Source organism: Escherichia sp. 93.1518 (genome assembly GCF_013368915.2).
Classification (GTDB): Bacteria; Pseudomonadota; Gammaproteobacteria; order Enterobacterales; family Enterobacteriaceae; genus Escherichia; species Escherichia ruysiae.
Genome location: NZ_JABWMT020000008.1, coordinates 65,682 through 78,532, shown reverse-complemented (window position 1 = coordinate 78,532; position 12,851 = coordinate 65,682). Strand labels below are relative to the sequence as shown.

The window sequence follows — 12,851 nt, the reverse complement described above, 5'->3', positions numbered from 1 at the left end:
ATCTCCGCGCTGAAAGGCGCGGAGAATCTCTTAAATAGCCCAACCACCAGCGTAAAACGCGACCAGGGCGACGGTAATGATAACCGTACCAATATTCAGTTTTTGCCATTCGCGAGCAAAGACGCGACCTACAACCAGCGTCACAAAGCCCAGCATAATACCGGTAACGATATTGCAGGTCAGGACGATGAACACGGCACACACCAGTCCGGCCATTGCATCAATAAAGTCGTTGAAATCCAGCTTCGAAACGTTGCTTAACATCAGTAGACCAACGTACATCAGTGCAGGGGCTGTGGCATACCCAGGGATCAGAAACGACAGCGGAGATAAAAACAGAATCAACAGGAACAATGCACCAACCACGGTAGCGGTCAAACCGGTTTTGCCTCCGGCGGCGGTTCCTGCCGCTGATTCGATATAAACTGCCGCAGGTGCCGCACCCACTAAACCGGAGAATATTGAGCTAACCGAGTCACTGGTCAGGGCTTTGCCACCGTTGATTATTTGGTTGTCTTTATCCAGCAGATTCGCCTGACCGGCTACTGCACGGATGGTGCCGGTGGCGTCAAACACAGCAGTCATCACTAATGCCAGTACACTCGGAAGTACGGTTGGCTGGAGCGCGCCCATAATATCCAGGCTGAAAATCAGAGATTTTCCATCTTCACCCGTCAGACTCGGCATTGCCACCAGACCGTGGTATTTCACCGCCGGATCAAAAATTAATCCGATGATCGAGATGGCGATAATCACCAGCAAGATCCCACCAGGTACGCGGCACTTCTCCAGACCGAAAATGACCGCTAATCCCAGCAAACTCATCATCACCGGAAAGGAAGTAAACGCACCGAGCGCCACCGGCAAGCCTTCAATCGGGTTTTTGATAACCATACCCACACCGTTAGCAGCAATCAGCAGCAGAAACAGCCCGATACCGATACCTGTACCGTGCGCAATACCCATTGGTAAATTGCGTAAGATCCAGGTTCGCACGCCAGTTACGGAGATAGCGGTAAATATCAGCCCCATCAGAAAGACCGCCCCTAGTGCTACCGGAACGCTAATTTGTTGCCCAAGTACCAGGCTGAATGCAGTAAATGCTGTCAAGGAAATGGCGCAACCAATCGCCATTGGCAGGTTAGCCCATAACCCCATCAGCAGAGAGCCGAAGCCTGCGACCAGACAGGTGGCAACGAAGACCGCTGCGGGAGGAAAACCTGCTTTACCCAGCATTCCCGGCACTACGATAACGGAGTAAACCATAGCGAGGAATGTGGTCAGACCCGCCAGTACCTCCTGGCGAACGCTGCTGCCACGAGCGGTAATTTTAAAATAATTATCCAGCGCGCCCTGTGGCTTTGGTGCGTCCGGTGTTTGTAGGATGTCTCCAGACATAATGATGTCCTCACGAGGTTTATTATTAGTTACGTTCGTACACCAGACGACCATCAACGTAGGTGCGATAGATAGAACGGTCATCGCCCAACGTCATCATCACGAACAATTTGTCGACTAAAGAAACAGAGTTGTCATAGCGCAGTTGCTGCAGCGGTGTGGCGGTAGGTTCCATCACCACGAAATCAGCCTCTTTGCCTGGTATAAAGTTGCCGATCAGATCGTCAAGCCCCAGAGATTTCGCGCCACCGAGCGTGGCAAGATAAAATGCTTCATATGCTGAGAGACGATAGCCCTGTAGCTGCAATACTTTGTAGGCTTCGTTCAGTGTTTGCAGCATGTTGAAGGTGGTTCCTGCGCCAATGTCAGTCCCCATGCCAACTTTGACTTTCTTATTCCATGCTTTTTTCAGGTTGAATAAGCCGCTGCCGAGATAAAGGTTGGAGGTTGGACAAAACGCGATGCTGGATTTAGTCTCGCTGAGACGATCCCACTCTTTTTCTTCCAGATGGACGCAGTGAGCAAAGACGCAGTTTTTACCTGTCAGGCCATACTGGTGATAAACATCCAGATAACCATCATGTTCAGGATAAAGCTCTTTCACCCAGGCAATTTCATCTTTGTTTTCACACAGATGGGTATGTATCCACGTATCGGGAAACTCTTCTTTCAGGCGTTGCGCCATTGCCATCTGTTCGGGAGATGAAGTCGGTGCGAAGCGCGGCGTAATGGCGTATAACAGACGTCCATTTTTGTGCCAGCGTTTGATCAGTTCTTTGCTTTGGTGATAGCTGCTTTCTGCGGTATCGAGCAGATAATCCGGCGCATTGCGATCCATCATCACCTTGCCGGCAATCATGCGCATATTGATATGACTGGCGGCTTCAAACAGCGCATCAACGGATTGCGGATGAACAGTCCCAAACACTAGCGCCGTGGTTGTGCCGTTGCGCAATAACTGTTTGATGAAAAATGCCGACATTTCGCGGGCATATTCTAAATCTTCATAACGACGCTCTGTGGGGAAGGTGTGTTTATTCAGCCATTCCAGCAACTGCTCGCCATAGGCACCGACCATTTCACTTTGCGGATAATGGATATGTGTATCGACAAAGCCCGGAACTATCAGTTTGCCGCGATAGTCGCGAACGCGAATGGTGTCAGGAATTTGATGCTTTCCGTCCTCCCATTTGCCAAACCACTCCACTTTCCCTTGTTTAATGAGTAGTAAACCATCCTCAATAAACCGCAGCGCAGAGGCGATCTCTTCCGGGTTATCGACTGTACGGGTGACATCAATAAAACTGCCTCGTACTGCTTTTAACGTGTGTTCTCCTGACATCATTGACTCCTTTACTTTTAATCCATCTCTTCCGCTGAGGTAATACCAGGCAGAACGTTTTCCTGTCGGTAGCCACCAGGGAGAATAATATTTAATAAAATCGCAGTTAACCCGCCTGCACAAATAGGGTTTTCAACTAATACATAAATAGAGGCAGGCAATATTTTAAAAATTTCGGGATCGTAGGAAACACCAAGACCTAAACCTAATGAGGTGGCGACGATAAGTGTTTCACGGCGTTTTAAGCCATTGGTGATAATGATGCGGATACCGGCAATGGCAATCATGGAAAACATTAACGTCATTGCGCCCCCCAGAACTGCCGAGGGGATAGTGGTGAAGAAGCCGCCGATCATCGGAAATAACCCGAGGATAACCAACATAACCGCGATGGTTCGCCCGACATAACGTGAAGCGACGCCAGTCATCTGAATAACCCCATTATTTTGCGCAAACGTGGTTAGCGGTAATGAACCGACAGCGGAGGCGATAACAGAGACCAGGCCATCTGCCAGCACGCCACCTTTCAGTCGTGACTGATATTCGTCACCCTGAATAGGACGGCGGGAAACCATTGCCGTGGCGGTGATATCGCCTACTGCCTCCAGTACGCTAAGCAGATAAATAGTGCCAACCACCAGGAACTGATGAAAGCTGAAACTAAACCCGTATTTGAACGGATGTGGGATAGTGATTAACGGCAGGTTGCGCATACTGCTGAAATCCACCATGCCAAGACATAACGACGCGATATAGCCGACGCAAAGCCCGATGGCGATCCCGCCCATGCGTAGCAACGGACTACGGCAGCAGTTAAAGCCGATCACCACAATCAAAACCAATAAACCAACGCCGAGATGTTCGTAATTGCCGAACGTACCGCTGCTTTTGGCTGCAAATCCACCGCCAAAATCGATAATGCCGACTTTAATCAGGCTTAAGCCGATCATCAGCACCACAATGCCGCTGACGGTGGGGGTGATAACCCGACGTAGATAAGGCAGGATAAAAGAAGAACCGACAACCAGAAATGCGCCGACGAAGGAAACGCCAAGCAGCGACGACATGATTAATTCTTCGTGGAAACCATCGCTTTTCATGCTGCTGCCCAGCGCAATCATGACGGTAACAAATGAAAAATTGACTGACTGAATGGAGAGTAAACCGGAACCCACGATGCCATAACGGTTTACCTGTAACCATGTTCCAATGCCGGAGGCGATCATCGCCATTGAAACCAGATAGGCGGTTGTTTCTGCGGAAAGTTGTAAGGCCGCACCCACAATTAATGCGGGAGTCACCATCGGAACGAAAATTGCCAACAGATGGGTAATTGCGCCAACAATAGCCTGATGAAAGGGAGGGCGATCCTCCAGTTCAAATATAAGGTCGGAACCTGCATGGTTTATATCAGACATCCCTTCACTCCTTTTAAAGTAAATTTGATCATCTGAATCAGTAAAATAAATACCCACGAATTTGGGGCGCAGGACGCCTTGAGAACGGCTTATCTCATTTTCGCAGTTACTATTTAGTCATCGTTCAAACAGAGAAACAGGCCGCAGAAGCGGTAACAGATTGTTGATAAATCGCGCTTTGTTCATGCCGGATGCGGCGTGAACGCCTTATCCGCCTACCAAATCATGCTAACTCAATATATTGCAGTCGACATGTAGGCCTGATAAGCGCAGCGCATCAGGCAATTTCGCATTTGTCAGCAATCCAGGCCGCCGAAGCGGCCATTTATTACTTATATTTTTTCCAGCGCGGTGAGTATTTTCTCCGGAGTGAAATGCCATTCGCGTAACCAGATGCCGCAGGCATCGTGAATTGCGGTAGCAATCGCCGGAGCTGCGCCATTTACACCGATTTCCGAGATCGATTTTGCCCCGAACGGGCCGACTTTATCGTCGCTCGGCACCAACACAGCGCGGAAATCACGCGGAATGTCACCAATTTTCGGTGCGCCGTAACTGCGTAAATCGCGGGTTAACGGGTGACCTTCGGTGTCATAAATGATTTCTTCGCTCATACTGTGTCCGATAGCACGCAGGGTAGCGCCGTAGATTTGTCCCAACGCTAACTCCGGATTGACCGGCGTACCGCAATCCAGCAGGGCGTAGAATTTGTCCAGGCGGATTTCACCGGTACGCGTGTTAACGGCAACTTCGGCAAAGTTTGCGCCATACGGGAAGGCGAAATCAGGCGTGATGTAACTGGCTGTTCCCACCAGTGAACCAAAGCCAGTACCGGTTTCGCCTTTATGGGCAATATCCCCGAAACTCACTTCGCCTTTCTTACCGCGCACGACGCCCGGCGTTGCTAGTTGAACATCTGCCACTGGCTCACCCAACATTTGCGCGCCGTGGAACAGAATTTTCTCCCGCAGATTTTCCGCTGCTAAACGCGCCGCGTTACCCGAGAAGCAAGTACCGGACGAGGCATATGCGCCTTTATCAAACAAGGCATGATCGGTATCACCGGAGATAACATGCACGTCCTGCGGTGGGCAGTGCAGCACTTCTGCTGTCAGTTTCGTCACCACAGTATCCAGACCAGTACCAATATCCGCACCGCCAGAATGAACGATAAAGGTACCGTCCGATTCCAGTTTGATCATGCAGTTAGCCTGATCGATATCCGGGATCCCCGATTTCTGCATGATAATGGCGACGCCGCGACCGATATGCCAGTCACCATTTTGCGGTTTCGGTGACGACCATTGGATCATCTCGCGACCCTGACGCAGGATCTCTTCCAGTGCGCAGCTGGCGGCGGAAGGAACAGAGGTCGGCGCTTTACCTTCACCGATTGCACCGAGAATTTTCAGCTCTTGCCCTTCGTGTACCCGGTTACGTTCGATAATTTCCAGTTGGTCGATCTGTAACTGTTCAGCCAGTTCCGCTAATGCCATGGTGATAGCGAAGTTACCTTTCGGTGCGCCATAACCCTGATAAGCACCATTTGGGCAAATGTTGCTGTAGTAGGTGGTGACCTGGAAATCGACGTTATCGCACGGATATAACGGCAGCGACAGCGCCGGTCCGTTACACGGTACGGTGAGTGAGTGGTTGCCGTAAGGGCCAGTGTTGGCGCGGAAATCCATCTTCACTGCCGTCAGGCGACCATCTTTTTTCGCTCCCAGTTTGACGGTGACTTTCGCGACGTGACGAGAGGTGTTAGCAATAAACTCTTCTTCACGGGTGTAGCGGAACAGTACCGGACGCCCGGTCACGCAGGTTGCCCAGGCGCACACTTCTTCCAGCAGGATGTCCTGTTTGGAACCAAAACCGCCGCCAACTCGCTCTTTAATGACATGAACTTTATGCTGTTTCATGCCCACGAGGCGCGCGACCTGGCGGCGTAAGTGCCATGGTACCTGGGTGGAGGCGTGGATAACCAGACGATCGCCGTCCATCCGGGTAAAGCAGATATGTGTTTCAGTCGGGCACTGCTGTGCCTGCGTTGAGTTATAGGTTCTCTCAATGATCACATCGGCATCGGCAAAGCCTTTGTCCATATCGCCAATATGACCATGAATACTGGCAGCGATATTTTTGCGAGGGCGAGAACCGATCGGGAAGTTGATGATCATATGCTCGCCGCGCTGGGCTGCATGGCTGTTATCGTCTTCCAGAGTATCTGGCGCACCAGCAACATACACCACTGGTTCATCGTGCACGACAGGCGCATCTTCCGCCATTGCTTCGTCGATCGACATTACCGGCTTAAGCACTTCATATTCAACGTCGATGAGCTTCAGTGCTTCGAGCGCAATTTCTTCACTTTCTGCGACGACCGCAGCAACACGATCGCCGACATGACGCATTTTCTTGCCGAACATACGGCGGTCAAGCGGTGACGGTTCCGGTGCGCTCTGACCACCCGGGGTATAGTAGATATCCGGGCAATTCAGGTGAGTAATAACGTGAACGACGCCCGGTAAGGCTTCAGCTTTGCTGACATCCAGATGAGTAATCAGTGCGTGAGCGTGTGGGCTACGTAACATTTTAATGACGCAGGCGTCAGCCGTTACGCGGTCTTCAACATAGCAGGGTTTCGCCTGCACCATTTTCGCGGCATCAGTTTTAGGATAATGCTTGCCAATGACTTCAAGGTCATCACGGAAAGTCGGAGCGATATCAATGGTGGCCTGCGGATTATTTTTACGTGCAACCGCCAGTTCAACGACCTGGTAGTATTGCTGCCAGCCTGCATCGCGGCTGAACAGACCTGAGAGCGCGTCGTCGATCTCTTCGCGGGTAGGTGTGGCAATGCGATCGAGAAGATCGGTGATAATCAGAGCCGCAGCCGGATCGTTATAACCGGACTGCACCACGCCGACATCAACCATTGCCTGCTGAACCAGACTTAACTCGTTCCATTTGCCCAGAGATTCTGCGGTACGAATATCTGCTTTTTCTAACTGTGCGGCAATAAGCAAGGACGCGTTAACGATATTACCGTTAAAGATAATTGCGTCAGAACCGGCAAACCCAAAGCCATCATCACTGTTGCGTACAGAGTGCATTCCCATGTTAAACAACAGCTTTTGCACGTTTTCGCCAGGATTAACGGTTAGCGCCTGGGGCGCGCCATTTAAAGTAAAGTGGATAATCATACGGCTTCCTCCCCAGCCTGTTGGCAGTCGGCATACAGGTCGGCTACCAGAACTCCCGTGATATAGCGTTTATAGGCCACGCTGCCCCGCAAATCTTCCTGCGGGAAAATGGCGTTGGCGACAGCCTGTTCAAGTGCATTGCCTTCCAGATTTTGTTTTTCAACATCGTGCAGACGCAGGGCTTTACTGGCGACGCCATCCAGCGCAATTCGCATACCGTCGTGGTCGGTTAATGCAACGGCCGCAGTCACCACCGTTAACCCAGCCTGGGAACGGCTAATTTTGCGAGTCGCGCAGGTGCGATACGGATCTTTAATGATGATTTCTGTCAGCAGACGATCGCATGGGCAGGACAGGTAGTCCTCAATTGACAGCGTTTCACCGTTGCCAAAAACCAGTTCAGCATCCAGTGCCAGCAAGACGGGAAGCAACACCGACTCTTCCTGCCGGGCGGCGATTTCGCCACCAATGGTCGACTGATTACGAACATGGCGAGAGTAGACAAAGCCGAGGGCTTCACGCAAAGCTGCAGGAATAAATCGCGCATCACGCAGTGGCTGCAAGCGAGACATTGCGCCAATACGCAGTGCGCCGTTATCCCAGTCAACCCAGTCCAGCTCCAGATCCTGCAAGGAAATGGCAATCTTTTTATCGGTACGGGTTGGTGTGGCGTTGAGTTTGCTGCCCCCGGCAAACCAGACGGCTTCATCCTGGTAGCGGCGCTTCAGTTCCAGCGCCTGTTCGACAGAGTCGGGTCTGAAAAATTGTTCAATCATCTTCTTTCCTTATTTAACCCTCTTCCCTGAAGGAAGAGGGTATCTGTCATTTATGCCAGCGCATCCATCCGACGCCACATACCGGCGGCGGCTTTTCTGGCTTGCGCATAAATGGAATCGCAATCGAAGTTAAACTGACGGTCTTCATAGACCATGACACCGTTGACCATCACGCTGTGAACGCTGCCTGAACCCATGCCGAAAGCGATATGACCGGCGATATTGTCCGCCAGCAACGGCGTTGGCGAGTTGTAATCGCAAATGGTTAAATCGGCTTTATAACCGGCTTCCAGCAGGCCGAATTTCGCACCAAAGTTGCGACTCATTAGTTCGTTGCCGTTAGTCAGGGCTTTGGCAAAACTGTCAGGCCACAGCGGACCACCAGCGTCACGATGTTTAAAGAAGGCGAATTTCATCTCTTCAAACATGTCTGAACCGATGCCGTCGGTTCCCAGCGCCAGATTGCGGATATCGCTAAGATGATGGTTGTAACCAACATGGTTATTCATGTTGGAGCGGGCGTTATGTACCAGGAACGCGTCACGCTGATTAAGCAGGGCGATATCCTCTTTCGACAGATACAGGCCGTGGGCGACCAGCGTTTTGCTATCGATAAGATCGAATTGCGCCAGCCGTGCCAGCAGATCTTTGCCGTACCAGTGGTGACTGTGAGAAACGTCGTAAAGATCTTCAGCAGCGTGAATGTGTAAACCACGCCCGGTGGCTTTTACGGCTTCGCGCAGCATTTCCAGACCTGCATCCGGCACAGTAAACGGCGCGTGAGCACCAATATGCGCTTCGACCAGATATGGCTCGGTAGCCGCTTTCTTCGCGTCGTCAATCTGACGGGCGAAACGGATGTTTTCTTCTACACCTTCCTGTAACTCTGTGATGCCGTTGTTACGGTCAGTGGTTTCAAAACAGGTCATCGCACGCAGGCCAACTTTTAAAAATGCGTTGCGCAGCGTCGAGAGCGACCCGCCGATATAAGCCGGGGAAGCATGGTGATCGATAACCGACGTGCATCCGCTCTTGATTGCTTCGAGTGAACAAATCAGCCCGCTGTAATAGAGCGACTCTTCATCAAGGGCACGATCGAGCCGCCACCAGAGATTTTTCAGCGTTGAGATGAAATCCGGGCAGGGGGCGATGTTCGCCATAATTCCGCGCGAAAGTCCCGAGTAAAAATGGTTGTGCGAGCAGACAATCCCAGGCATCACAATCCGGCCATGCATCTCTTTGTAGCTGGCGTCAGGATAACGCTGCGTCAGAGCATCGCCGATCGCGACAATCACATCATTTTCGATGGCGATATCGACGCCTTCCTGCACTTTTGCCGGGTGTAACTGCACTGCGGTGACATTCTTCAGAATCAACATGATTACACCTCCACGCGGCCCAGCAGATAATGATGATGCTGGTGGACATGGCTGATAATGTGGCACATATCGTTCAGCTCTGGCGGTACGTTGTCGAACTGACCTTCGCTATTGATGTTCAACACCCAACTCTGATTATTCAGACGGACACGTACACGCTCATTTTCCACCAGGAAGCCTGGATTGCTGCTGTTATCAAAGTCTTGCGACAGACTAAAGACGGTGATTTTGTCTTTGTACGGTTTACCGTTCCACGGGCAGAACTGGGCGCAGTTGCCGCATTCGTTGCAGTAAGCGTCAAGGTGCAGCGTCTGGAAACGGTTCTGGAAGCCAGGGACGGCAATTGAGACGTTGGCGCGGTTCGGGCAGACATCTACACACTTGCTGCAAACGTAGTTACATTCAAGGCAGCGAGCGGCTTCCTGGGCGACAAACGCGTCGCGATCGTCGCTGTTCACCAGGGTGACTGAGATATCACCTTTACGTTGGTAGATTTCCGCCGGGTTGACGTTGTTCCAGTGTTTATCGTTCTGGTGGGAGCGAATATTTTCCCGACTAAGGATGGCATCGGTAGCCCGACGAGCGGTGCCAACTGCGGCAACGATAGAGGACGGTCCGCGCTGTACGTCACCGATCATAAAGACGTCAGTCAGGCGGGTCTCACCGTTATGGTCGACATCAGGCCAGCCGTTTTTGTCCAGCGGCACGCCCATCGCATTCAGGGCTTCAGTATCCTGCTGTTCGCCAATGGCGGTGATCAGGCTGTCTACGTGCAGCGTTACCGTTTCGCTGGTTTCAACCGGACGGCGGCGACCTTTCTCATCAGGTTCGCCAAGCGACATGACGCGCAACGTTAAGGTGCCATCCGCATCAAAACGTTCTGGGTTATTGAGGAAACGGAACTCTACGCCATCGTGTAGTGCTTCTTCATACTCTTCGCGCCATGCTGGCATCTCTTGCAGTGAACGACGGTAAACGACAGTCGCTTTTTCTACGCCCGGCACGCGTAATGCCGCGCGGGCGCAGTCCATTGCGGTGTTACCCGCACCGACAATCACCACATGTTTGCCCAGCTTGAGCGCCGTTCCTTTGTTGTACTCACGCAGGAAGGGGAGGGATTTCCAGACATTCTGGTTGTTGCCAGCCAGTTTCACACCGCTGTTTTTATCGGTGCCGGTGGCAATCAGAACATAGTGGAAACCCTGATTTTTTAACTGTTCGACGGTCAGATCCGGTGAGCAGTCATACTCAAATTTCACGCCGTGATCGGCAACAAAATCGATATCGTGCTGAATCAACTCAGCAGGAATACGGAATTGGGGAATGATATTTTTCACCACGCCGCCGGCGTTAGCTTCGCGTTCAAACAGTGTGACTGGATGACCCGCTCTGGCAAGGAAGTAACCTGCAGCCAGACCCGCTGGACCCGCGCCAATGACGGCAACCGGATGGCGAGAACCAGAACCCGCTGGTTTGTGCCAGCGTTGTTTGTATTCATCCCAGCCTTTTTCCAGGGCGACTTTTTTCAGTTCGCGGATATTCAGCGCACTGTCGTAATCCAGGCGGGTACAGTTGTACTGGCACTGGTGATCGCAAATGTGGCCAGTAATGGCGGGCAGGGCATTACGTTGGTAGATGAGTTCCAGCGCGTCGGCATAACGATGTTCGCCCAATAGTCGAATGTATTCCGGAATATCCTGTTTGATGGCGCAGGCAGTGACACAGGGGGCAACGTAGCAGTCGGTCAGCGGCAGGTCTTCTGCCACTTCTATACGCTCTTCTGGCTTCCAGTGTTTCTGGGTATATTCCATGGTTAGCGCATCTGCGGCCAGCTTGCTCAGTCGTTCCACGTCAACGTGGTCAAGTCCCCAGGCGTCGGAGCCTTCCAGCTCGCGCATACAGGCACTTAAACGCAGATAGCCGCCTGGTTTCAGCAAGTCGGTTGCCATGGTGATTGGACGAATGCCAGTATCGAAAATATCGCGGATAGTCAGCTGGCTGGCACCACCGGAATAAGAAATTGGCAGTTTGCCGTCAAAGGCGCGGGACAGAACTGCTGCGACATTGATAGAGAGCGGGAACAGCGCACGGCCGGACATATACATCTCTTCACCGGGCAGTGCACCTTTGTTATTGATGGTGCCGAGAGTGTTAGTCAGTTTGACGCCAAAGCCGAGTGATTTTTCTTTTGCCAGCGTCATCAGGCGTTCCAGCATTTCCAGCGCCTGCGTCAGCTTGAGGTCGTGATCAAATGACTCTTCTTTTAAGCCGATGTAATCGAATCCACATCCATCAAGAATCTCACGAACACGCGCGTACCCCAGTAAGGTCGGGTTGAGTTTCACAAAGGTGTTCAGCTCTTTTTCTTCCAGCATGTAGCGGCAAATGGCTTCGATTTCATGCGGAGGGCAGCCGTGCATGGTGGAGAGGGTAACGCCTTGTACCATGCTGGTGGGGATACGGGCTGGCAAGGCCTGCAAGCTTTCACGTTTTTCCTGCAATCCGTGGCGGGCTAAAAATGCGTCATCGTGGAGGAGTTTATTCAGCGTATCGTGGTATTGAGCGAATCTCGGATGGTCAGATGCGTCCATCATATTGTCGATGAACTGCTGCATCGGCGGCTGCTTAATGCCTTCGAGGTTGTAACCGACGCTCATATTAAAAATAAACGATTTACCGGAGTCAGAAGGCTGGAACATCGCTTCGAGAAGATGCAGGGCAAACCAGGCTTTGAGGTATTCATCCCAGGCTTTAAGCAGGGTAAATTCGGTGGACCATTCGGTGTTAAAGCACTCATCTTCGGCGTCGATACAAGGCTTTTCCAGCTCCAGACGATCAAGAATCTGGACGGTTTTTAGTTCGATGAAGCGTCCGCCAGTCAGCCAGGAGGTGACGATGTTTTGCGCGAGTTGCGTGTGCGGACCAGCGGCAGGGCCGACGGGGGTGGCACAGGTTTCACCGAAGACGCCGACAGATTTACCTTTTACGGGTGAGTAAAACTGTTGCTCAGGAATACCAAAGATTGAGCGTTGTTGTTGGTATTCATCAAATATGCGCGTCAAAAGTTCCTCAAACGGAATGGGACGCATAATATCCCCCATAACCCTCTCCTTAGCTTATACAGATATCATTGAGTAACCGGTATTGATAAATCCGGTGGTTTAAGGAGACAGAGCAACAATCGCACCACTATTGCCAGGTTGGTCCTGAAATATAAAAAAATGTGAGGCGCCTCGAAACTTAATGGTTTTTTGTGAATGATCTCACAGGTGCTAAATGAGAATTAAAATCACTACTGAGAGTTATTATTGTCAGGGCTTTTATCATTTTTTCTC

The 12,851-nt window shown here is 51.5% G+C and carries 7 protein-coding genes; all 7 read right to left on the bottom strand.

The features are described 5' to 3' along the window. Positions 1–30 precede the first annotated feature (30 nt). The 7 genes from ghxQ to ygfK all read right to left on the bottom strand — a co-directional run bounded on the left by ghxQ (position 31) and on the right by ygfK (position 12,617). A complete protein-coding gene (gene ghxQ / locus HEN21_RS07890; protein ID WP_021551327.1) occupies positions 31–1,398 on the bottom strand; it encodes a guanine/hypoxanthine transporter GhxQ in 1,368 nt (455 codons plus the stop codon). A 25-nt stretch (positions 1,399–1,423) separates the two neighbouring features. Next, the gene (gene guaD, locus HEN21_RS07885) at positions 1,424–2,740 is read right to left on the bottom strand and encodes a guanine deaminase (protein WP_010349348.1); all 1,317 of its coding nucleotides are present in this window, start codon (positions 2,738–2,740) and stop codon (positions 1,424–1,426) included. 17 nt (positions 2,741–2,757) lie between these two features. Continuing rightward, positions 2,758–4,158 (bottom strand): xanthine/proton symporter XanQ, encoded by a 1,401-nt coding sequence (xanQ, locus tag HEN21_RS07880; RefSeq protein WP_001280174.1) that lies wholly within the window; start codon positions 4,156–4,158, stop codon positions 2,758–2,760. 332 nt (positions 4,159–4,490) lie between these two features. Then, positions 4,491–7,361 (bottom strand): molybdopterin-dependent oxidoreductase Mo/Fe-S-binding subunit, encoded by a 2,871-nt coding sequence (locus HEN21_RS07875; RefSeq protein WP_176252455.1) that lies wholly within the window; start codon positions 7,359–7,361, stop codon positions 4,491–4,493. After that, the gene (ygfM, locus tag HEN21_RS07870) at positions 7,358–8,137 is read right to left on the bottom strand and encodes a molybdopterin-dependent oxidoreductase FAD-binding subunit (protein WP_000572470.1); all 780 of its coding nucleotides are present in this window, start codon (positions 8,135–8,137) and stop codon (positions 7,358–7,360) included. The genes HEN21_RS07875 and ygfM overlap by 4 nt, the downstream gene beginning before the upstream one ends. Before the next feature lie 50 nt (positions 8,138–8,187). Next, on the bottom strand, positions 8,188–9,516 hold the full coding sequence (gene ssnA / locus HEN21_RS07865; protein WP_000906293.1) for a putative aminohydrolase SsnA: 1,329 nt from the start codon (positions 9,514–9,516) through the stop codon (positions 8,188–8,190). Between the two features lie 2 nt (positions 9,517–9,518). After that, complete coding sequence (gene ygfK, locus HEN21_RS07860) at positions 9,519–12,617, bottom strand: putative selenate reductase subunit YgfK (protein WP_105285502.1); 3,099 nt, start codon at positions 12,615–12,617, stop codon at positions 9,519–9,521. Positions 12,618–12,851 lie beyond the last annotated feature (234 nt).